Source organism: Alteromonas genovensis (assembly GCF_010500895.1).
Lineage (GTDB): Bacteria > Pseudomonadota > Gammaproteobacteria > Enterobacterales > Alteromonadaceae > Alteromonas > Alteromonas genovensis.
Genome location: NZ_JAAAWO010000003.1, coordinates 109,478 through 131,009 on the forward strand (window position 1 = coordinate 109,478; position 21,532 = coordinate 131,009).

The window sequence follows — 21,532 nt, forward strand, 5'->3', positions numbered from 1 at the left end:
ATTACAACATACGTCAACAATATTGCATTAATATAACAACCCTTAAACGATTATGTTGTTATTGTTTTGTTAAAATAACGAAAAATCGCATGAATTCGTATGCATTCATGCGATTTTTAACATTATCGTTACAAAATGAGCGATGTGCTGTTTGCTTTTTAAGCTTTAGCCGATAATTTTACCGACTAGCGCCTCTGCCTCTTGAATTAAATCTTGTAAGTGAGTTTCACCTTTGAAGCTTTCAGCATAAATTTTATAAATTTGCTCTGTGCCAGAAGGACGCGCTGCAAACCATCCATTTTCAGTTGATACCTTTACGCCGCCTATCGCCGCATTATTACCGGGCGCATGAGTTTGTATGGCTGTGATCGGCTCACCGGCCAATGTGTCACTAGTCACCACAGAGGCATCCATTGCTGAGAGCTTCTGTTTTTGCTCTAGCGTAGCGGCCACGTCCACGCGGTTATAAACAGGAGAGGCAAATTTTTCAGTCAGTGCAATATAATGCTCCCCCGGATCTTTGCCGGTTACCGCTAAAATTTCGGCGGCAAGTAGACACAAAATAAAGCCGTCTTTGTCGGTAGCCCATGTATCGCCATTTCTTTCTAGGAAAATACCACCAGCGCTCTCTTCACCCGCAAAGCCTATTTCGCTATTTGCCAGTCCGTCTACAAACCATTTAAAACCAACAGGCATCTCTGCTAGAGGCTTCTCAAGACTTTTGGCTACGCGGTCTATCATGCTGCTTGAGACCAGCGTTTTACCAATTTTTAGCGTGTTTGGCCACTCGGTGCGATAGGTGTACAGATAGTTGATGGCCACTGCTAGGTAGTGGTTAGGATTCATCAGCCCAACGCTTTTGCACACAATGCCGTGTCTGTCGAAATCTGGGTCGTTGCCCCATGCAAGGTCAAAGTTGTCTTTAAGCTCTATAAGCCCCGCCATTGCATAGGCCGACGAACAATCCATTCGCAGCTTGCCGTCTTTGTCTCTGCGCATAAATCCAAACTGAGGGTCTACGTTGTCATTGACGACCTGAATGGTAATACCGTATTTCTCACTGATACGCGACCAATAGCCTACCCCGGCGCCGCCAAGTGGATCGGTGCCCAGTGTTAAATTCGCTTTTGCTATCGCCTCCATATCGATAACCTTGGCTAGGTCGTCGATATAGGGTTCCATAAAATCTTCTTCACGCACGAGTTTACGCTCGCGAGCTTGAAGAATATCAATTCGTTTGACGTCTTTATTACCGTCAGCAATAAAGGTATTCGCTCTGTCTTGAATTTGCTTTGTTACATCGCTATCTGCCGGCCCGCCGTGTGGAGGGTTATACTTAAATCCACCGTCTGATGGTGGATTATGAGAGGGAGTAATAACAATACCGTCTGCTTTTTGCTCCACATTCTCTCTGTTGTAACGAATGATGGTTCGTGAAATAACCGGTGTTGGCGTGTAGCCTAAGCTTTCGTTATCGCTGCGCTGAATAACAACGTCTACCCCATTTGCACAAAGCACTTCTATTGCGGTAACCATGGCGGGTTCCGATAGCGCATGGGTATCTTTCCCTATGTACAACGGCCCTGTTATCCCCTCTTGCTGCCTGTACTCCACCAACGCTTGGCAAATTGCACTTATATGAGTGTCTGTGAACGTGCAGTTAGAGGCTGTACCTCTGTGGCCCGACGTGCCAAACGACACAGCGTGCCCCTCATCACGAATATCGGGTTTGTAGCTGTAGTACTGACTAACAAGTTCTGCAACGTTTATGAGCTGCTCTTTCGCCGCAGGTTGTCCAGCTTGAGGATGTAGTGCCATGAATTAGTCCTTTATGAAATAGAGTCGATTATTTGCCTTCAGAAGAAAAACGCGCAACAACGCTAGCAATAACTTCAGGGGTATAACCCAGTTGACGCAAAACCTGTTCCAACATACTGACTTTCTTTGCAGTATTGTTGTTAGTCACCACCCAATAAGCGCTATCTGGTATAGCCTTGGGGTTGGTGCTGCTTCCGTTTTCAAGCAATGCCTCTTTACTGGTTGCAAAATACGTTCGGTTTTTGCCTTTAATTGATTCAACGCGCTCGAAGCTGTCTGCATTAAGTTTGTGCGCTGCACTTAAAACGAACAAAAACTGATCTACCCGCTTGGTAAATGTCGATAATGCACTTGTAGACACTAAGTCTAAAATATCGTTTTTATCGTGAGATAACGCATCCGCACTCGCCCCAGCAGCACTTTGGTTCTGACTAGTGGAACTCGCTTGCTTATTTTCAGCCGTTTTTACGGCCGTCACTTTGGAAGCTGGTGCTTTTGAAACAGCGGGCTTGGCTGCGGCTTTTACCGAATGCTTCGCCTTTGCTGCGATATTGCTTTGTGCTGCGCTATTTTTTTGCGCTGCGCTATTTTTTTGCGCTGCGCTGGGCGATGCAGCTACTGGAGACGTTTTTTCTTCTGAGTGACTAGCGTTGGTCTGCTGCGACTCGCCCTCTTTAGAAGCTGAGCTATCAGAGGAGGCTGGACTATTAGTAGAAGCGCCCCCGGCTGGTTTATCGCTTGTAGACACTACGGTTAAATCAGGAGCGTCAGAAGCGGTTTTTGCGGCATGTATTACCTCGCCGTCTTCTGGCAACAGTAACCGTCTTAAAATTTGTGATGCACTTTCACCAATATGCTTTGTTTGACTGGCGATGAAGGCATATAAATCATCATCTATTTCAATGCTTTTCATAACTACTTCCTTTTTTAGATGCACCATTATAGACAACCCAGATTGACTACGCAGCACAAAATGACACTTGATTTGCGCTAATTGATAAGCATTTGGGTAATCAGAGAATATACCTTGGTATTAAAGCACAGCAGAAAGCAAATACACGACATTGCTACTATGCTCATGAAAGAAACTTTCAATGCGCCGAAATAAAGGGAAAACCGTAACAACATATTAATGTCTTCGCGTTTATAACGCACAGGCGCTTATAACCCATAATAACCAACAAATAGTGACACATTATGCGTTCAGAAATTGAAAAGAGTTTACATGCTTTAGGAGAGAAGATTCTCGGCAAAGAACACCAACTAAAACTGGCTCTGACCTGCTTGCTTTCAAACGGACACTTGCTGATAGAGGATTTGCCAGGCATGGGGAAAACCACGCTATCACATGCGCTTTCTCAGGTGTTTGGATTGCAGTATTCGCGTATTCAATTCACCTCCGACCTACTGCCCTCAGATATGCTCGGGGTTAACATTTTTCACAGCGGTGAAACCAACACCGATAAACAGTTTTCGTTTCGTCACGGCCCCATTTTTAGTCAAGTTGTTCTTGCCGATGAACTCAATAGAGCTAGCCCTAAAACACAAAGTGCGCTGTTAGAAGCAATGGAAGAACGTCAGGTGAGTATTGATGGGACAACTCACGCGCTGCCATCGCCGTTTTTTGTTATTGCGACACAGAATCCCAGTTCGCAGTCGGGCACCTATCCACTGCCAGAATCGCAGCTCGATAGATTTTTTATGCGTATATCCCTTGGCTATCCTCAATGGGATGCAGAAAAGGCAATGCTAAAACAAACAAACTCAACAACACCGCTTGAGCAAATCATTGATGAAACACGCTTAAAAACCATGCAGCAGGAAGTGAATAACATACACGCCAGTGATGCGCTTATTCATTATATCCTTATGTTGGTAAATGAAAGTCGCAACAACGGGACTTATCCTAACCCGCTATCACCTAGAGCTAGCCGCGCGTTATTACAAGGCGCCAAGGCATGGGCGTTTATTTCAAACAAAGCCTTTGCCACGCCAGAAGATGTACAGGCTGTATTTACAGCGATAACGGCCCATCGTCTTTCATCATCACAACACAATGAGGGTGCAACCTTTGGCGACAATGCTTCATCAATTGTATTGAGTAGACAGTTGCTTGAAAGTGTTGATCCACTTGCTGCCTAATAGAGCATTGCCGTCGTGATATCGATATTTAAACGAACTGTAAAACAGCGTTTTTCCCACCGTTGGTTGTCCTTAGTCACGCGATGGTTAGACAAGCGTATTCCGCCCGCTTCTCAGCACCGTTTAACAATGAACAATATTTTTGTACTGCCCACCGGCTTTGGGTGGGCATTTATTATAATGTCTCTGTGTTTATTCTTACTCGGTACGAATTACCAAAACAATTTAATGGTTCTTCTTAGCTATATACTTTTGAGTGTCATGCTGCTCACTTTATTCTATACACATCAAAATTTTGCGCGATTAGCGGTAAAATCGATGCCGTTAGCGCCTTTTCATTGTCATCAGTCAGGCACTTTTTACCTAGCGGTTGTTCAACAGGATATGTCGGGAGGCAAAGACAATCTGAGCAAGCAGAGCAGAGGAAATATTGTGGCCAGCTGGTTTGGTCACAAAACTCAATATCCATTCATTCTTGGTGCGAAAGACAACGGCAACGCTCAACATACAACGCAGCGACTTCCCATTCCTATTACACACAGAACCCGTGGCGTGTATACGCTGCCGCGGCTCACTCTGGCATGCGACTTTCCACTTGGCCTTTACAAATGCTGGACTCACCTCGATTTTAGCGCCGAGGTTGTGGTGTATGCTAAGCCCCTTAAAGGTGAGGTGATCAAGGTTAGCGCTTCTAACGATGAGTCAGAGCAAAACACACACAATACAGCATCGTCTGCTCAAAGTAGTTCAGACTTTCACAGTTTAACCGACTACAAAGAAGGCCTACCTCTAAATAGAGTAGTATGGAAACAGGTTGCGAAAAGTGGCGACTGGGTAGTAAAAGAATTTGCAGATCCGTTGCAGCTTAAGCAGTTGCTGTCTGTTGATGCAAACGTGGAAACAGAAACTGCCATCAGTCTGCTTACCTTTCAAGTATTGGAACAAAGCCAACAAGGCAATCATTTCGGGTTGAAATATCAGTCTATCGATATTGAACCTTCAAGCGGTGAGACACACACTCATCAATGCTTAACAGCGCTGGCATGTTTGCGCAATACAAGCTCGCCCTTTGAGAACAATGCTTATATCAACAGAACTGGAAATAATGCCCAAGAGGTTAGCCATACTAAAAAGACTAGCCCGGCTAAAAAGATGAGTAAGGCTGCAAGGTCATGATAGCTTTTCTTAAACGCCAGGGAGCATTCTTCAATCCGTCGCATTCAACTAGCAGGCCTCTGTCATCTCATAGCCTCATGTCATCTCACAAGTCCACCTCGTATCTGATGCTCGCCATTGCCTATGGCGTATTGCTGTTCACGCTCACCGATGAACTCATGGCGTGGGTGATAGTGTTAGGCATGTGCGCCCTTGTTGTGCGAGTGCTTGTATTTTTGAGAAGCAGTCAGCTGCCCCACTCTCGAACCATAAACCTTTTAGCGGTGCTATCGCTTTTTGCGCTAACCTGGTTTGGCTTCTCCATCGGGTTACTTAATAGCATGATAAATTTGCTGGCAGTGGCCTTTGCACTCAAACTTATATTGCTAGACAGTAAGCGAGATTTTCACCTACTTTTTTGTACCAGCCTTTTTCTCATTGGCTGCGGATTTATTTCTGCGCTTAGCATGGTTGCATGGGTGGGCTATCTTGGCGTGCTTATATTTTTACTGCTTGCCCTAGCCTACTACCATGGCCCAGTTACGCCCTTTAGCAGTAGTGCAAAGTTTGTCGCTACTTTGGTCGTTCAAGCCATCCCCATCGCTGCACTACTTTTTTTAGTGATGCCACAATTGCCTCCCCTTTGGCAAATGCCCACGTCTAAATCTCAGCAAACGGGTCTTTCTGATACCGTCACGCCAGGCGACATTGCATCTTTAGCTAAATCATCAGACCTTGCCTTTACAGCCACGTTTCAGTCGAATGATGATATCCCATTACCTCAGCAGCGCTATTGGCGAGCGCTAGTTATGGAAGACTTTAATGGCAAAACATGGTCGATAAGCGACAGACGCAAGCAAGCAGAGCGACAGCTGTCTTTATTGCAAAAAACACCACCTTTAACCCAGATTTTAACCGCTGACACCGCCAGTACCACCGCATATGAAATGATTGTTGAGCCAACCAAGCAAAATTGGTTATTTTCATTAGCGTTGTCTGAGCCAGATAACGCAAAAAACACGATTTTTGTGAACACGCAGTTTGACTACACACTGCGATCATCAACCCCCTTGATGAGTAAAAAATCGTTTTACTTTACCTATGTGCCGAGTGCCACGATTGAGAATGCGGCCGGAGATTTCGAGCGTCAGTTAAACAGCCTGCTACCCGCAACAACGAACGAGGAAACTCGAGCGTGGGCCTTGGCATTAAAACAGCAACATACAACGCCTACAGAATTAGCAAATGCCATAATGAACTACTTTAGACTACAAGGATTTACTTACACCCTTGAACCAAACGCCATGCCCGTTGACGCCATAGACACATTCTTGTTTGAAGAAAAAGCGGGCTTTTGCGCTCACTATGCCAGTGCCATGACCTTTGCGCTTCGCGCTGCAGGCGTCCCCGCTCGCATGGTTACCGGCTATCAAGGTGGCGAGCAACTCGATGACAACGTACTACAAGTTAGACAATACGATGCTCACGCTTGGGTTGAGGCACTCATCGATGACAAATGGCAACGTTTCGACCCAACAAGCATGGTTGCGCCGTCGCGATTAAGTTTTGGGTTAGAGCAAGCGCTAGCCGATTTTGGCGAGAAAAGAACAAGCGGCTTATTGGGTGACCTCAGTGAAGGGGCACTCTTTATGACCCTGCAAAACTGGATGAGACAAATGGATTACCAGTGGAGCAAATGGATTTTAGGCTTTGATGCCAATAAGCAAAAAGACTTACTGGAAGACCTGTTAGGCCAGATTACCACGAAAAAGATGACTGCCGTTTTTCTTAGTAGTTTGAGTATTGTAGGAGTTATTTTGTTGGTGTACTTTTTTCCAATAAAACGTCAACCCAACCTACCTAAGCACCAACGAATTTATAGAAATGCTCTCGCCCTAGTTGAAAAGCGCACAGGCGTTAATCGCCACCACTTATCTCCTCAGCAATACCTTGAGCAAGTGGACAGCTATTTAACACACGACACGAAAGCGTCGCTTCACTCTATGACAGCACTTTTTAATGAAAGCGTATACAGTGCTGAAAGTGACAACCTTGATAAGTCACATTTAACATCAATGATGAAAAAGCACTTTGATACCGTGAAAAAATCCATTCGCCAGCAAAATGCCTAAACTGGGACCAAAATTTGTAAGGCGAAGATTAACACGCACTAAAATTAAGGCACAAAAAAGCCAGTCATGAAGACTGGCTTTTGATGTTATTGAAGCCACCGTTAACCGGTGGCGGTAAAGCGCTAATTACTTAGCGGCTTTACGTGCTTTCGCTTCTTCAATAACTTTGTCAGATACGTTACCTGGACATGGAGCGTAGTGGCTGAATTCCATAGAGAATTGACCACGACCTGACGTCATTGTACGTAGTGAACCGATGTAACCAAACATTTCTGATAACGGTACGTCTGCTTTAATGCGAACGCCAGTTAAACCAGCTTCTTGGTCACTTAGCATACCACGACGACGGTTAAGGTCACCGATTACGTCACCAACGTGATCTTCCGGAGTAAATACGTCAACTTTCATGATTGGCTCAAGAAGTTGTGCACCTGCTTTTGGAATAGACTGACGGAATGCGCCTTTCGCTGCAATTTCAAATGCGATAGCAGATGAATCTACTGCGTGGAATCCACCGTCGTAAAGTTCAACTTCAACGTCTAGTACTGGGAAGCCGGCAAGAACACCTTCACCCATCATTGACTTGAAGCCTTTCTCTACTGCAGGCCAGAATTCTTTAGGTACGTTACCACCAACAACTGTTGAGTTGAACGTAAAGCCAGAACCTTGCTCACCTGGCTTGATGCGGTAATCGATTTTACCGAACTGACCAGAACCACCAGACTGTTTCTTGTGCGTGTAGCTATCTTCAACTGCTTGCGTGATAGTTTCACGGTAAGCAACCTGTGGCTGACCAACAATAAGGTCAACGCCGTAAGTACGCTTAAGAATGTCTACTTTGATATCTAAGTGAAGCTCACCCATACCTTTAAGGATGGTTTCGCCTGAATCTTCATCAGTTTCAACTTGGAAAGAAGGATCTTCTGCAATCATCTTACCGATAGCAATACCCATCTTCTCATTTCCGCCTTTATCTTTAGGCTGAACAGCAATCGAGATTACTGGAGTTGGGAAAACCATTGGCTCAAGAGTTACTTTGTCTTTCGGGTCGCACAGTGTGTGACCAGTTTGAACGTTCTTCATACCAACGATAGCGATGATGTCACCCGCTTGTGCGCTAGACAGTTCGATACGCTCGTCAGCTTGCATTTCAACCATACGGCCAACACGTTCAGTTTTACCTGTAAACGAGTTAAGGATGGTGTCACCCTTGTTCAGTTTACCAGAGTAAATACGTACGAATGTTAGTGCACCGAAACGGTCATCCATAATTTTGAATGCCAACGCTTTGAAAGTTTCATCAGCAGAAACAATCGCGTGCTTACCGTTTTCATTACCTTCTTCGTCCATTAGAGGTTGAGGGTCAACTTCTGTAGGAGATGGTAGGTAATCAACAACAGCGTCAAGTACTAGTTGAACACCTTTGTTTTTGAATGCTGAACCACAGTATGTTGGGAAGAAAGCAAGGTCGCGAGTACCTTTACGGATACAACGCTTGATATCTTCTACAGAAGGAGTTTCACCTTCCATGTACGCTTCCATTAGGTCATCGTCTTGCTCTACAGCAGTTTCGATAAGCTGCTCATGGTACTCTTCTAAAAGGTCTACCATGTCTTCTGGAACGTCTTTAATTTCGTAGTTTTCTGGAAGACCAGTGTCATCCCAAACGTACGCTTTCTTCTCAAGAACGTCTACAACACCAACGAAGTCATCTTCGATACCGATAGGTAACGTCATAACAAGTGGCACCGCACCAAGTACTTTACGCACTTGCTCTTTTACGCGGTAAAAGTCAGCGCCCATACGGTCAAGTTTGTTAACGAAAATGATACGTGCAACTTCTGATTCGTTAGCATAACGCCAGTTAGTTTCTGATTGTGGCTCAACACCACCAGAACCACAGAATACACCGATACCGCCGTCGAGTACTTTAAGTGAACGGTAAACTTCAACTGTGAAGTCAACGTGTCCAGGAGTATCGATAACGTTGAAACGGTGATCCTTCCAGAAACAGCTTACTGCTGCAGACTGGATAGTAATACCACGCTCGGCTTCTTGTTCCATGAAGTCGGTAGTAGATTCACCATCGTGAACCTCACCGGTTTTATGGATCTTACCAGTTAGCTTCAAAATACGTTCTGTTGTGGTAGTTTTACCCGCGTCTACGTGGGCGAAAATACCAATGTTTCTGTAATGAGATAAGTCTGACATTAGTTCACTTTCAATTGGTTCAGAGTAAAAAATCGGCTGGATTATAAGGATTTCTGTACCAAATTTATACCTTTTTTAGTACAAACCGATAAATCGGCTGTACAAAATCAAGCCACCATTAATTCTTTTTCTTTAAAATCAACAATTTAAAAACTGCTGACATTTTTTAAAAATAACAAAATCACACCTCATCTTTTGAAGTGCGCACTATTGTTACTGTAACCTCATCTCTATCGTGGTAGAGATGCCTCACCTTGACCGAGAACCCATCTTCCAATGCGTTCAATCGCGTCTTAATTAACGCTACAGCCTCTTCGACTGTCTCAAAGCGCCGTTTCATTGGGAGCTTTAAATTAAATATGGCGTGAGTTGCCCAGTGTTTAACTAGCCAATCGCCCATTAACTTTGCCACCCGATCGGGTTGCTCTATCATATCACACACAAGTAAATCGACGCGACCAAATTGTGGTTTATATGTAAAGCCATCAACCGCATGGTGCTCAACCAGACCGGTTTCCATTAATGTGTCGGCCACTAATCCGTTATCAATGGCCTCGACATACATGCCCCGCTTAACAAGCTGATAAGTCCAGCCACCGGGACACGCGCCAAGGTCCACTGCCCGCCCGCCGGTGCGCAGTACTTTTTGTTGTTGCTCAGCACTCAACATATTTACGAGCGCGTCTTCAAGTTTCAGCGTAGAGCGACTTGGCGCATCGATTGGAAACTTTAGGCGACATATACCCAAATGATCTTTACTTGCATGCGTTGGCAATGAATACCCGATATAACAGGTTTCGAAAGACTCAAAGAATATATGCAGCTTTGCTTTACCTGTGTTTTCTTTGGCCGTGAGCCAACCCGCCTTACGCAAGGCCTGACGCAGTGGCACAGTAAACTTCTTACAAAACTTAGCGAGGGTTTTACCGTCTTCCGTATCAGGGTATTCCACATCGATTGCACCAAAAAGAGAAAATGGCTTTTCGATATCTTTTAGGCATTCTAATACTTGGCCTACTCGGTCTTCTTTTTCTATGTCTTCAAGTGAAGCAAGAACGGCGATAAGCTGACGTGGAAATACCGTTTCTTTTACCGCGAATTGGCTAGCTGCTTGACCTAACTGCCCTTCGTCGTATAGATGATACAACACAAAGCCGCTGTTTTTCTTTGATACCGGATAGCCGTAAAGACCCACCTCACCGTAGCGAGTGGTCATTTCATTAGCGGTATCGTTTTCATACCCGGGCCGACAGTACGCCAGTACGCTTTTATTACTCATTGCTCGTTTTTACCCATTGCTGATTTTCGCCTATTAATAGTGCTTAGCCATTAATAGTATTCATTTGTTGCTAGTTTCTTATTTTTACACGTTTGCTGCTTTTGCTAGTCTGGCGTTTGCTTTTAGGCAGTAAGCCCAGCTTGTGTTAATTTTTACCTTTGACTAACGCGACAATAAGCAAAATCCAGCCAACGATAAAAAACACACCGCCTAGTGGTGTAATTGGCCCAAACCATTTAATGCCTGTTGTTGCTAACACATAAAGGCTACCGCTAAATAAAACACATCCGGTGACAAAACACCTGGCAACGCGGTTTGCCCATTTAACAGATAACAGTGCAGCAAGGCCTGGTAAGCACAACAGTGCAATGCCATGATACATCTGATAGCGAACACCGGTTTCAAAGGTGATTAGCTCACTTGGTGACAATATCGCTTTAAGCCCATGTGCAGCAAAGGCGCCTAGCACTACCGCCAAACCGGCAGCCGCAGCACCAATAATCACATACACCTTAGCCACGGTAGTGTCCGCTTTAATCTGAGGTGTTATAACCGGCTCTGAGTTAGTCATCCACATGTCCTTTTACAGTCTTAATGATAAAATCATATGCCTTATCCACAGCCGCTTTTATATGAGCCTCTTGGGTAAATCCACTGGCTTTTCGCGGTTTAAAACTGTGATCGCCATCGGCGAGAAAAGAGATTTCGATAGACGGACACAAGGCATACTCCGCCACTTCGCTTTTAGTACCAAAGGTGTCCCTCTCCCCCTGCACAATAAGTAGCGGCTTGTTCACTGTTTGTAGATGGTCAGTACGTGTTTTCTCAGGTTTCCCCGGTGGATGAAAGGGATAACCGAAGGCAATTGCCCCCTTTACGGATGGCATGTCTTCTATGATCATCGAAGCCATGCGCCCTCCCATAGACTTGCCTCCTATAAAAATAGGTAGCGAAGCGTGCTTATACTCACCATCGATTTGTTTTAGCGTGCTAGTTTCAACACAGCTAGTTTCAACACAGCTAGTTTTAACGGAACTAGCTTCAATATGCATCACTACGTCATGAAAATGCTGAAGCAATATGTCAGCTTTATCGGGAGGACGGCGTTTACCTGTTTCTTTGATGGTTTGCATGTAGGGAAAGTTAAACAAAACCACATCGATATTTCGCTCAACCAAAAGCGCTGACATAGTCTGCATAAACTCGTGTTCTTTACCTGCCCCAGCGCCATGACCTAATATTAACTGGGCTACTGGAGAGCCTGAGCGCTTTATTTCAATATCAAACATTGTCCATCTCTTCTTCTACCAAAGCGAGGATCCACTCTCTGAAAGCTGCAATTTTGCCAAGTTCAGCCTGAGACTCTTCACATACCAGATAAAACGCATCTTTACTCTCAACGCGCTCTTCAAAAGGCATAACTAATCGTCCTGCCTCAATTTCAGGGCGCGCGAGTATAGTATTCCCTAGCGCAATTCCCTGTCCTAGCGCAGCTGCTTGCAGCACTAACATTGAGTGGCTAAACACAGGCCCTTGATTTACATTCACCCCAAGCACATCCACGTGCTTCAACCAGTTTTTCCATGCGGCTCGGCTCATATCATGAAGCAGTACGTGGTGACGTAAATCAGATAAGGTGGAAAGCGGCTTTGGCCCCTGAAATAACATGGGTGAACAAAGAGGTGTCAAAAACTCCCGATGAAGCTGGTCGGCCTGCAATCCAGTCCAGCGCCCTTTGCCATAGTAGATAGCTACATCAACATCATCAGCCAAAAAGCCCTCGTCAAAATCAACGGCTTTAATACGAACATCAATATCTGGATGTGCCAGGCTAAATTTACTTATACGGGGCACTAACCACTGACTGGCAAAGCTTGGTGGCATTGCCACCGTAATTGCGCCTTTGCTGCCTTTGGCAAGCAATCGCTCAGTAGCATCTTGTAGGTGCTTAAAAATGTCTTTCAATTCAAGAAAATAGGCCTGGCCCTCTTCGGTAAGCAGCAAGGTTCTATTACGCCTTAGAAATAATTTCATTGATAAGTATTCTTCAAGAGCTTTTATCTGATGGCTTACTGCTGCCTGCGTGACAAATAGTTCATCTGCAGCATTGGTAAAACTCAGGTGACGAGCTGCAGCCTCGAAGGCTTTTAGTGCATTTAGCGGGGGGAGACGTCGATGCATACCGTATTCTTGATCCAATGTTACCTGTAAATGACAATAGCATTAGATAAACTAATAGCAAGCCATACTTTTAATCGTTTTCACTCTTTATTAAAACTGACTACAATTTGCTCGAAATTTAAAAAGAACTTTTGATTTCAGTCTTTTATGATGTTTATTTGTTAACCGCATTAACAAATAAACACATTTTATTAAATTATTTTTATTAGGTGTGAAAATGAAAAAACTACTTCTTGCAAGTGTATCAGTTATGGCGTTTGTTAGCGCTGCTGCGAATGCTAACGTACAACCAGAAAAGATCAATCTTTCCTCTCTGATTAATACTGCAATGACCAATGTGAAAATGGCAGACGTATTGCCAGCGAATGACGCGCACATTGTTGTTAAAAAGCAGTCTAAGGCAATACTATTAGAAGAAACTCAAATCTCGCTGCACAACAGCTTGTTAGCATTTTATCACGATGCAGAGTCTAAAGTTGAAGAGTCCAAAGGTAATAAAATAAACGACGTCGCAAACGGCGAATAACACCTCTTCACACCTGATTCGGATGCCGGTGTAATTCACCGGCATACGTCATCAGCCTTCCTTAAAATTACTTACCCAGTTAAGAATTACTTGTGTCTAAGGTATCAAAGCCCTTCACGAGTTCATCTAATGCTTGCATTTGCAGCAAGTAAGGCTCAAGTTTAGACAGTGGCAACGCACACGGGCCATCGCATTTTGCTTCATCAGGATTAGGATGGGCTTCAATGAACAAACCGCCCAAACCTAACGCCATTCCACTTCTTGCCAACTGTGCCGCTTGCGCACGACGACCGTCCGCCGATGTAGCTCTGCCGCCTGGCATTTGAAGCGCATGGGTCGCATCAAATATTACCGGTGCATAGGCTTTCATTGCATCCATACCCAGCATATCAACCACCAAGTTGTTATAGCCAAAGCTGCTGCCTCGTTCGCACAGAATAACCTTGTCGTTACCTGCTTCACTGAGTTTGCTTATGATATGACGCATTTCATGGGGTGCTAAAAACTGAGGCTTTTTAACGTTAATCACGTTACCGGTTTTCGCCATAGCGACCACCAAATCGGTCTGCCGAGCTAAGAAGGCCGGTAGCTGGATGACATCAACCACTTCTGCCACTGGCGCAGCTTGATGAGGTTCATGTACGTCGGTGATAAGCGGCACATTGAAAGTAGATTTAATCTCTTCAAAAATACGCAGGCCCTCTTCCATACCCGGGCCGCGGTATGAGGTAACAGAAGAGCGATTTGCCTTATCAAACGACGCCTTGAACACGTAGGGAATATTGAGTTTTTGCGTTACTTCAACATAGTGTTCAGCGATACGCATTGCTAAGTCTCTCGACTCCAATACATTCATTCCGCCAAAAAGCACGAAGGGAAGATGGTTGGCAACATCAACATTACCAACGCGAATTACTTGTTTAGATTCAGACATTATGACTTCCGATAACGAATTCTAGAAAAGTGGTTGCTTGGTGACCGCAACCATTGCCGTTGCCATAAGCACAGCCAATGCTGCAATAAAAAAGCCCCAACGGCCTGCAGCAGTTTTTGCTTTTTTAAGCGCAAACAAGCCAAACACGATGTACAGAACAACGCCAAATAGCTTGAAGGTGAGCCATGCATTAACAAACGGGTATTGAGATAAAATGACACAGAGCCACAGTGCACTGCCAAGCAATATGGTATCAATAATATGTGGTAAGATTTTTATCCATCTTTTGGACAGTACGGTGGCATCAAATTGAGCCCACACAAATCGAAAGATAAAGAAGAGAATGCTGAGCACTACTGCGGTCAAGTGAAGGTGTTTCGCCATCATGTACATATTGAATATTCCTGTTATAGATTTTTATTGGGATACTGCGCCTGAATAGCCAGAAACGCAGGTAAATTATTAAGTAAGCGAGTAACCAATGTTGGCTCAAAGTGCCGCCCACTTTCTTCTTTTAATGTATTAACTACCTTTTCAACGCTCCAGGCTGGCTTGTAGGGTCGTTCATTCAGCAAAGCGTCGAACACATCAATCAGCGTTGCAATACGACTTTTTTGATCTATTTCTTCGCCCTTTAAGCCTTCTGGATACCCTTCCCCATCCCATCGCTCGTGATGCTGACGCGCTAGAGTAGCCGCTAGCTGAATGGTAGGGCGAGAAGAATCCTTTAGAATTTGGTAGCCAAACTCAGCATGCTGGCGGATAGCAAAAATATCATCCTCTGTTAACTCTGTCGTTTTATGCAATATCGCTTTAGGTACGTGTGAAGTGCCCACATCGTGTAGCGATACTGCAAGTTTAAACGTATCAATTTCTTGCTCTGGCATTGACAGTTTACTAGCCATCAGCCCTGCCATTTCAGCCATGCGCTTAATGTGGTTTGCATCACTAGACTCATGCTCTAGTGCGTGCCCTAAGCGCTCAATGATTTCTCTTTGCGTTCCTTCTAAGTCTACGGTTTTTAGTACATTATCGAAGGCCAACTGAACGCTGTTAGAAAAACGCTTGATAAGGTGCTTATCGCTTTCACATAACCGTCTAGGCAACCCAGAAAGATAAAGTAACGCACCCTTATGTGACTTACTATTGCAATACGCCACAACGTGATCGTCTGCGTATACTATTTGCTTGTCTCGCATCGCCTGCACGCACAACGCATACTCTTTATCGCTGACTGCATTTTTGAGGGCCACCCCCTCTTTAGCAGAGTATTCACCATTGCCGGCAAAAACATACAGCTCGTCGTCATCCCGTTTATCATTGTTGACATCAAGAGTGCGTGATGTCGTCGCAACAGCCGTTGTAATGTAGGCCGCATCTTTTGAACAACCGAGGATAGACGCTAGCTGTTGGATTATACCCTGCATAAATTTTTCTAAAGACTGAGAAGAAAATAAATCCACAGACGCATCAATAATTTTCTCAAGGCCAGCTCTATTTTCTTCAATCACCATTATATCGCGGTACGAGCGTAGGGCCGCAATGATGACAGTGAAGAGCTTTTGGGCGGTTAACTCTGTTTTAGACTTATAATCATTAATGTCGTAGTTAATGATGACGTCTTTCTCTGGCGCTTGACCAGGCTGTCCGGTGCGCAAAATAATGCGAGTGAAATGATTATCCAATTCATTGCGAACGTAATTTGCTACTTGAAGACCAGCGTCGTCGGTTTCCATAACCACATCAAGCAACACTACAGCAATGTCGTTGTGCGCTCGAAACATGGCTTTTGCTTCTTCGCCGCTGTTAGCACTGATAAACTCTATAGTCTTTCCGTTCAAGATGAAGTCATTGAGTACAAGCTTTGTGACGGTATGAACCTCAGGTTCGTCGTCGACGATCAGTATTTTCCAACTGCCAAGATTTTCAGTACTGGTATCTTTTTCATCCTCTGCAAAAAGAAAGTCGTCATTCATCGGGCATATTTCCTTTATATTTTTATTATCGCTACCGAAAGAGAGTAGTCCTTAATGTACATTCTTTCACCGGCCCGTGTAAAAACTTTTAGTAGCAGCGGCCAAGGGTTACCCTGTCGTTCCCACCGTAGTCTTTAATTGTTTCGATATCACTGAAGCCAGCCTTACTGAGTAATTCACCCACCGCAGCGCCCTGATTGAAACCGTGCTCAAATGCAAGTAACCCACCTGTTAACAAATGCGCTTGAGAGACACTAATAATGTGCCGAATATCACGAAGACCATCTTCGCCCGATGTAAGCGCCGATCTAGGCTCAAACTTTACATCACCTTCTAATAGATAATCACTTGAGTCTTCAATATAGGGCGGGTTAGAGACAATAATATTAAACTGCTTGGCTTTGAGTTCACTAAACCAATCGCTTTGTAAAAATGTGACGTTTTCTATGCCATTGTTTACGGCATTTTGCTTGGCTAGGGCTACGGCCTGCGCTTTAAAATCCACACCAGTCACGTGTATATGAGGCAATTCCGATGCCAGTGCTAGCGCTATAGCCCCCGTACCAGTACCCAAATCACAAATAGAAAAAGAAGAAGTCGATTGATCATTAACGTCGCTGGGTATGCGCTTGAGCACTTGCTCTACCAGCACTTCTGTATCGGGTCTAGGTATAAGAGTATGGGGAGATGTGGCTAACTTGAGCGTCCAAAAATCCCGCTCGCCAATGATATAGGCCACGGGTTCGCCAAGACGCCTGCGCTCTACCGCTTTTTGAAACGTGTGAAGCGATTGGCTATCCAGCACTTTATCGGGCCAGGTAAACAAATAGGTTTGATTTACGTTCAGGGCATTGGCTAGCAGTACTTTAGCATCGACAGAGGGCGATTCCCCGCCCTTTAACAACGCAACAGCCCATTTCAGGGCTTCATCAATACGCATGCTATTCGTCAGATAAAGACGCAAGTAAGTCTGCTTGATGTTCCTGCAAAATAGGATTGATAAGTTGACTTAGATCACCAGCAATAACCTCATCTAAACGATAGATAGTCAGGTTGATTCGATGATCAGTCACTCGTCCTTGTGGGAAATTGTAGGTTCTGATGCGCTCTGAACGATCGCCGCTTCCTACCAAACTCTTACGCGTAGACGCTTCATCCGCCGCACGCTTTTCTTCTTCAATTTGGTTCAATCTAGCCTGCAATACCGACATGGCCTTCGCACGGTTTTTATGCTGAGAACGCTCGTCTTGACACTCTACAACAAGCCCTGAAGGCAAGTGAGTAATTCGAATAGCAGAATCGGTTTTGTTAACGTGCTGACCACCCGCTCCCGAGGCGCGGAAAGTGTCTATTCGAAGTTCAGCAGGGTTAATTTCAATGGCTTCAGATTCAGGAATTTCAGGTAATATCGCTACCGTACACGCTGATGTATGAATACGGCCTTGAGACTCAGTTTCCGGTACGCGCTGAACACGGTGTCCGCCAGACTCAAATTTTAAATTACCGTAAACGCCTTCACCGCTAATATTAGCAACCACTTCTTTGTATCCGCCGTGCTCACCTTCATTGGCGTTAATTAATTCTACACGCCAACCTTTGGCTTCCGCATAACGGCTGTACATGCGGAACAGATCGCCGGCAAAAATACCCGCTTCGTCACCACCCGCACCTGCTCTCACTTCTAAAAAGCAGTTGTTGTCGTCGTTAGGATCTTTTGGCAGCAGTAGCAATTGAAGCTCGGTTTCAAGGCGCTCTATTTCGGCTTTCGCGTCTTTGTATTCTTCCTGCGCCATTTCACGCATCTCGGCATCATCTTCGTTCATCATCTCTTGTGCTGAGGCAAGGTCTTCCTGTGCCTTTTGATAAGCATTAAAGCCATCAACAACACCTTCAAGCTGACTGAACTCTTTTGACAAATTGCGAAACTTGTCCTGATTGCCGATAACGTCAGGATCTCCAAGTAAAGCTTGAACTTCTTCGAAACGCTCAACGAGGTGTTCGAGTTTTCTAACGACCGACTCTTTCATATTCTTCTTATTACCTTATTTATTTTCATCTGATGAGTTATCAGATAAATCTAATGCCTGTCCCATCCAACGACTTAACGACGGGTCGTCATGCTTAGCAGCTTCACGCAGTGCCAATGTTGTTGGATGCAGCAATGTATTGGTTAGCTTATACGCCATTTCCTCTAATACAAGGTCTGCGCTTTTGCCTTCTTCAAGCTGTGCTTTTGCTTTTTCAACAATATCGTCCCGGTGCAGTAGCCCTTTTTGACGGTATTGCTTAACTAAATCTATAGACTGCTGAGACTGTTTCCAGGCCATGTAGTCGCTAGCTTGTTTATCGATGAGCTTTTGTGCTTCTTGCGCGGCTTGTTCTCTGTTTTCTAAATTTTTCTGCACAATATGCTGAAGATCATCAACGGTATAAAGGTATGCATCGCCTAACTCATTAACTTCAGACTCAATATCTCTTGGTACAGCGAGGTCAACGAGAAACATAGGCATATTTTTACGCTGTTTGAGCGCTTTTTCCACCATGCCCTTCCCTATTAACGGAAGCTGACTGGCGGTTGAACTAATAACAATATCAAATTCTTTTAAGTGTTCGGGCACTTGAGATAGCGTAAACACGGTGGCATCGAGCTTTTGCGCCAGTGCCTCTGCTCTTGCCACTGTGCGATTGGCCACGGCCAAATGCTTCACACCTTGCTCTTTTAAGTGTTGAGCTACCAACTCGATGGTTTCACCTGCTCCTACCAAAAGTACAGAGCGTTTGGGCAATTCAGCAAAAATGTGTTTCGCTAACTGCACTGCGGCATAGGCAACGCTCACAGCGTTTGCACCAATATCGGTTTCACTTCGAACCCGTTTAGCCACGTTAAAGGTATGCTGGAATAGCTTATCGAACTCGCTGCTAACCATCCCTGAATGCCTAGCATCGCCAAATGCTTGCTTAATTTGCCCTAGAATTTGCGGCTCACCAAGAATAAGCGAGTCTAAGCCGCTTGCCACGCGCATAATATGCTTAACGGCGTCATCTTTTGTGAGCAGGTAACTGTTATTCACAATCTCTTTTACATCTAGATGATGAAAGTCGCTGAGCCACTGCAAGATTTTTTCGCCGCTCTCATCCTGCGTGTTGACGTAAAGTTCGGTTCGGTTGCATGTTGACACAATGACAGTTTCATCAACCCCGTCCACAGCTTTTAAGCTCGCAAGCGCCTCCACCAGAGAATCTGGTGTAAAAGCCACTTTTTCGCGAAGTGCTACTGGTGCTGTCTTGTGGTTTATGCCAAGGGCAAGTAAAGTCATAAAATCTATGCTGGCAACGTCGGACGCGCATTGTACGAAAAAGCCAAAATGATTGAAAGTGCTCGTGAAACTGTGTTCACATAATATATGCGATGTTTTCGCTTTAACTCTCAGGGAAATTTTTCACACCATGTTGCGTGCAATTACTTTATTAATTTTAACGGGCGTGTTTTTAAGTGCCTGTACAACTGCTCCAAAAGGCCCAGAGCACGCAGTAAACCTCACATCTCAATTAGAAAAAGTGGCAGAAATTCGCCACTGGCAAATGCGTGGAAAAATCGCATTTAGACAAGGCAACGAGGCAGCGAGTTTAAATTTAGTCTGGAAAAACGATTCAGGTGATTTTGATTTTAGATTAAGTAATTTTCTTGGCGTAAGCATGGTTGACTTAAATGTAACCAGTAAACAGTCCTCATTAACTGCCGATGGCGAAACGTACTACGATGCAGATCCTGAATTACTCATCTACAAAACAACCGGCATTGTCATTCCCGTTGCGCCGTTGCTCTCTTGGGTAAAAGGGCTCCCTCTTAAAGATGATACTTTTACCCTTACTGATAAGGGTCTTGTTAATACCCTTGAAAGTGGCTGTATGGGCTGTAGCAATTGGTCTGTAAAATATGGCCAATACGGCAAAGTATATACCGATGAGGCCAGTAAGGGTGCCGATAAAGGCAACGAAGAAAACGGAGCATGGCTTCCGCACAGCATAACGCTTACCCAAGCAGAAACGCCATTGGCACCGCAGACCCAACTTAAAATAAAAATTTACGAATGGCTGGCGCTTTAATGAAAGACTCTTCAACACCTGATTCTTCCATAACTCGCTCTGTAAAGGGTAAGGCTACTACAGAAAACGTTAACGCTAATGGCGCATCCCAGGTCAGCGAACAAAAACAACAGTGGTGGCCCTCACCTGCAAAACTGAATATCTTTTTACATATACTTGGCCGTTTTGATAATGGATATCATCAGCTGCAAAGCCTGTTTCAAATGCTCGATTATGGTGATGAACTTGCTTTTGACGTTACTAATGATGGAAAAATAACCATGGCGACGCCCCTTGAAGGCGTACCTGACGAAGAAAATCTCATTATTCGAGCGGCCAAATTACTCGCTAATAAAACGAAAACACCATTCGGTGTTAGCATCTCTTTGAATAAGCGTTTACCTATGGGTGGCGGTATTGGCGGGGGCTCGTCAAATGCAGCTACCGCATTAGTAGCCCTCAATCAGCTTTGGAGTACCGGACTGAATGAAGACGAATTGGCGCAATTAGGCTTAGCCCTTGGGGCAGATGTACCCATATTTGTACGAGGCAAAACAGCATTTGCGGGCGGTGTTGGCGAAGACATCATGCCAGCTCCTCAAGACGAAAAGTGGTATTTGGTGGCAAACCCCAATGTACACGTGAGCACTGGCGCGGTGTTTACCCACCCTGACCTGCCTAGAAATACGCCGCCAATTCAGTGGAAAGACTATAAATTTGAAGAAACTCGAAATGATTGTCAGCAATTAGTCGCGAATTGCCATCCGGAAGTTGCAAATTTATTACAGTGGTTGTTACACTACGCACCGTCGAGAATGACGGGCACAGGTGCATGCGTATTTGCTACTTTTTCCGACAAAACTTCAGCAGAGCAGGTTATGGCAAAAATGCCTAACGCTTGGCAAGGGTTTGTTGCAAAGGGCGTAAATAGCTCACCACTATTGAATAAAATAGAACAATAATAATAGCGTGAACGCCACATCGGACAGAACTTAAAAATTGGGGTATAGCCAAGTTGGTAAGGCAGCGGGTTTTGATCCCGCCATTCGTAGGTTCGAGTCCTGCTATCCCAGCCAAATCTCTTTTATCAAC

General features: G+C 44.7%; 19 protein-coding genes and 1 tRNA gene. 7 read left to right on the forward strand and 13 right to left on the reverse strand.

What is annotated here, in order from left to right; translation table 11 throughout:
- Positions 1-165: 165 nt before the first annotated feature.
- On the reverse strand, positions 166-1,818 hold the full coding sequence (gene pgm / locus GTQ48_RS05550; protein WP_163105551.1) for a phosphoglucomutase (alpha-D-glucose-1,6-bisphosphate-dependent): 1,653 nt from the start codon (positions 1,816-1,818) through the stop codon (positions 166-168).
- Between the two features lie 28 nt (positions 1,819-1,846).
- Positions 1,847-2,731 (reverse strand): SeqA protein, encoded by an 885-nt coding sequence (locus GTQ48_RS05555; protein ID WP_163105552.1) that lies wholly within the window; start codon positions 2,729-2,731, stop codon positions 1,847-1,849.
- A gap of 284 nt (positions 2,732-3,015) precedes the next feature.
- On the opposite strand from GTQ48_RS05555, the gene GTQ48_RS05560 reads away from it, so the two are divergent.
- From GTQ48_RS05560 to GTQ48_RS05570, 3 genes are read left to right on the forward strand one after another with little or no spacing between them, the layout of a single operon-like run.
- The gene (locus tag GTQ48_RS05560; RefSeq protein ID WP_163105553.1) at positions 3,016-3,960 is read left to right on the forward strand and encodes an AAA family ATPase; all 945 of its coding nucleotides are present in this window, start codon (positions 3,016-3,018) and stop codon (positions 3,958-3,960) included.
- 15 nt (positions 3,961-3,975) lie between these two features.
- Positions 3,976-5,136, forward strand: a complete 1,161-nt coding sequence (locus GTQ48_RS05565) for a DUF58 domain-containing protein (RefSeq protein WP_338023289.1) — start codon at positions 3,976-3,978, stop codon at positions 5,134-5,136.
- On the forward strand, positions 5,133-7,247 hold the full coding sequence (locus GTQ48_RS05570; protein WP_163105554.1) for a transglutaminase TgpA family protein: 2,115 nt from the start codon (positions 5,133-5,135) through the stop codon (positions 7,245-7,247). The genes GTQ48_RS05565 and GTQ48_RS05570 overlap by 4 nt, the downstream gene beginning before the upstream one ends.
- 126 nt (positions 7,248-7,373) lie before the next feature.
- On the opposite strand, the gene fusA is transcribed toward GTQ48_RS05570, so the two are convergent.
- From fusA to GTQ48_RS05595, 5 genes are all read right to left on the reverse strand, one after another.
- Complete coding sequence (fusA, locus tag GTQ48_RS05575; protein ID WP_163105555.1) at positions 7,374-9,458, reverse strand: elongation factor G; 2,085 nt, start codon at positions 9,456-9,458, stop codon at positions 7,374-7,376.
- Positions 9,459-9,639: 181 nt separating this feature from the next.
- Positions 9,640-10,737 carry a 23S rRNA (cytidine(2498)-2'-O)-methyltransferase RlmM gene (rlmM, locus tag GTQ48_RS05580; protein WP_163105556.1) on the reverse strand — a complete coding sequence of 366 codons (1,098 nt, stop codon included), beginning with the start codon at positions 10,735-10,737 and terminating at the stop codon, positions 9,640-9,642.
- Positions 10,738-10,882: 145 nt separating this feature from the next.
- Complete coding sequence (locus GTQ48_RS05585) at positions 10,883-11,308, reverse strand: DUF423 domain-containing protein (protein ID WP_163105557.1); 426 nt, start codon at positions 11,306-11,308, stop codon at positions 10,883-10,885.
- Positions 11,301-12,026 carry an alpha/beta family hydrolase gene (locus GTQ48_RS05590; RefSeq protein ID WP_163105558.1) on the reverse strand — a complete coding sequence of 242 codons (726 nt, stop codon included), beginning with the start codon at positions 12,024-12,026 and terminating at the stop codon, positions 11,301-11,303. The genes GTQ48_RS05585 and GTQ48_RS05590 overlap by 8 nt, the downstream gene beginning before the upstream one ends.
- A complete protein-coding gene (locus GTQ48_RS05595; protein ID WP_163105559.1) occupies positions 12,019-12,918 on the reverse strand; it encodes a transcriptional regulator GcvA in 900 nt (299 codons plus the stop codon). The genes GTQ48_RS05590 and GTQ48_RS05595 overlap by 8 nt, the downstream gene beginning before the upstream one ends.
- 217 nt (positions 12,919-13,135) lie before the next feature.
- Here GTQ48_RS05595 and GTQ48_RS05600 point away from each other — a divergent pair, with 217 nt between their 5' ends.
- Positions 13,136-13,444, forward strand: coding sequence for a hypothetical protein (locus GTQ48_RS05600; RefSeq protein ID WP_239060011.1), 309 nt, complete (start codon positions 13,136-13,138; stop codon positions 13,442-13,444).
- A gap of 79 nt (positions 13,445-13,523) precedes the next feature.
- On the opposite strand, the gene kdsA is transcribed toward GTQ48_RS05600, so the two are convergent.
- From kdsA to hemA, 6 genes are all read right to left on the reverse strand, one after another.
- Positions 13,524-14,378: a 3-deoxy-8-phosphooctulonate synthase gene (gene kdsA / locus GTQ48_RS05605; protein WP_163105560.1), complete on the reverse strand. Its 855-nt coding sequence runs from the start codon at positions 14,376-14,378 to the stop codon at positions 13,524-13,526.
- A 21-nt stretch (positions 14,379-14,399) separates the two neighbouring features.
- Positions 14,400-14,771, reverse strand: a complete 372-nt coding sequence (locus tag GTQ48_RS05610; protein WP_163105561.1) for a SirB2 family protein — start codon at positions 14,769-14,771, stop codon at positions 14,400-14,402.
- A 14-nt stretch (positions 14,772-14,785) separates the two neighbouring features.
- A complete protein-coding gene (locus GTQ48_RS05615; protein ID WP_163105562.1) occupies positions 14,786-16,354 on the reverse strand; it encodes a response regulator in 1,569 nt (522 codons plus the stop codon).
- 88 nt (positions 16,355-16,442) lie between these two features.
- On the reverse strand, positions 16,443-17,294 hold the full coding sequence (prmC, locus tag GTQ48_RS05620; protein WP_163105563.1) for a peptide chain release factor N(5)-glutamine methyltransferase: 852 nt from the start codon (positions 17,292-17,294) through the stop codon (positions 16,443-16,445).
- Position 17,295: 1 nt separating this feature from the next.
- Positions 17,296-18,381: a peptide chain release factor 1 gene (prfA, locus tag GTQ48_RS05625; RefSeq protein ID WP_163105564.1), complete on the reverse strand. Its 1,086-nt coding sequence runs from the start codon at positions 18,379-18,381 to the stop codon at positions 17,296-17,298.
- 15 nt (positions 18,382-18,396) lie between these two features.
- The gene (hemA, locus tag GTQ48_RS05630) at positions 18,397-19,671 is read right to left on the reverse strand and encodes a glutamyl-tRNA reductase (RefSeq protein ID WP_163105565.1); all 1,275 of its coding nucleotides are present in this window, start codon (positions 19,669-19,671) and stop codon (positions 18,397-18,399) included.
- Between the two features lie 130 nt (positions 19,672-19,801).
- On the opposite strand from hemA, the gene lolB reads away from it, so the two are divergent.
- The 3 genes from lolB to GTQ48_RS05645 all read left to right on the forward strand — a co-directional run bounded on the left by lolB (position 19,802) and on the right by GTQ48_RS05645 (position 21,516).
- Positions 19,802-20,461: a lipoprotein insertase outer membrane protein LolB gene (lolB, locus tag GTQ48_RS05635; protein ID WP_163105566.1), complete on the forward strand. Its 660-nt coding sequence runs from the start codon at positions 19,802-19,804 to the stop codon at positions 20,459-20,461.
- Positions 20,461-21,402, forward strand: coding sequence for a 4-(cytidine 5'-diphospho)-2-C-methyl-D-erythritol kinase (ispE, locus tag GTQ48_RS05640; RefSeq protein ID WP_163105567.1), 942 nt, complete (start codon positions 20,461-20,463; stop codon positions 21,400-21,402). Before lolB ends, ispE begins: the two co-directional genes overlap by 1 nt.
- Positions 21,403-21,440: 38 nt before the next feature.
- A tRNA-Gln gene (locus tag GTQ48_RS05645) sits at positions 21,441-21,516 on the forward strand.
- Positions 21,517-21,532 lie beyond the last annotated feature (16 nt).

What these genes read in the sequence shown, in the direction of transcription:
- GTQ48_RS05615 (WP_163105562.1), bottom strand. Translation starts at nt 16,354, where the DNA reads ATGAATGACGACTTTCTTTTTGCAGAGGATGAAAAAGATACCAGTACT.
- prmC (WP_163105563.1), bottom strand. Translation starts at nt 17,294, where the DNA reads ATGCGTATTGATGAAGCCCTGAAATGGGCTGTTGCGTTGTTAAAGGGC.
- GTQ48_RS05595 (WP_163105559.1), bottom strand. Translation starts at nt 12,918, where the DNA reads ATGCATCGACGTCTCCCCCCGCTAAATGCACTAAAAGCCTTCGAGGCT.
- hemA (WP_163105565.1), bottom strand. Translation starts at nt 19,671, where the DNA reads ATGACTTTACTTGCCCTTGGCATAAACCACAAGACAGCACCAGTAGCA.
- GTQ48_RS05610 (WP_163105561.1), bottom strand. Translation starts at nt 14,771, where the DNA reads ATGTACATGATGGCGAAACACCTTCACTTGACCGCAGTAGTGCTCAGC.
- GTQ48_RS05570 (WP_163105554.1), top strand. Translation starts at nt 5,133, where the DNA reads ATGATAGCTTTTCTTAAACGCCAGGGAGCATTCTTCAATCCGTCGCAT.
- fusA (WP_163105555.1), bottom strand. Translation starts at nt 9,458, where the DNA reads ATGTCAGACTTATCTCATTACAGAAACATTGGTATTTTCGCCCACGTA.
- GTQ48_RS05560 (WP_163105553.1), top strand. Translation starts at nt 3,016, where the DNA reads ATGCGTTCAGAAATTGAAAAGAGTTTACATGCTTTAGGAGAGAAGATT.
- rlmM (WP_163105556.1), bottom strand. Translation starts at nt 10,737, where the DNA reads ATGAGTAATAAAAGCGTACTGGCGTACTGTCGGCCCGGGTATGAAAAC.
- lolB (WP_163105566.1), top strand. Translation starts at nt 19,802, where the DNA reads ATGTTGCGTGCAATTACTTTATTAATTTTAACGGGCGTGTTTTTAAGT.
- GTQ48_RS05585 (WP_163105557.1), bottom strand. Translation starts at nt 11,308, where the DNA reads ATGACTAACTCAGAGCCGGTTATAACACCTCAGATTAAAGCGGACACT.
- GTQ48_RS05600 (WP_239060011.1), top strand. Translation starts at nt 13,136, where the DNA reads ATGAAAAAACTACTTCTTGCAAGTGTATCAGTTATGGCGTTTGTTAGC.
- GTQ48_RS05555 (WP_163105552.1), bottom strand. Translation starts at nt 2,731, where the DNA reads ATGAAAAGCATTGAAATAGATGATGATTTATATGCCTTCATCGCCAGT.
- kdsA (WP_163105560.1), bottom strand. Translation starts at nt 14,378, where the DNA reads ATGTCTGAATCTAAACAAGTAATTCGCGTTGGTAATGTTGATGTTGCC.
- GTQ48_RS05590 (WP_163105558.1), bottom strand. Translation starts at nt 12,026, where the DNA reads ATGTTTGATATTGAAATAAAGCGCTCAGGCTCTCCAGTAGCCCAGTTA.
- pgm (WP_163105551.1), bottom strand. Translation starts at nt 1,818, where the DNA reads ATGGCACTACATCCTCAAGCTGGACAACCTGCGGCGAAAGAGCAGCTC.
- ispE (WP_163105567.1), top strand. Translation starts at nt 20,461, where the DNA reads ATGAAAGACTCTTCAACACCTGATTCTTCCATAACTCGCTCTGTAAAG.
- prfA (WP_163105564.1), bottom strand. Translation starts at nt 18,381, where the DNA reads ATGAAAGAGTCGGTCGTTAGAAAACTCGAACACCTCGTTGAGCGTTTC.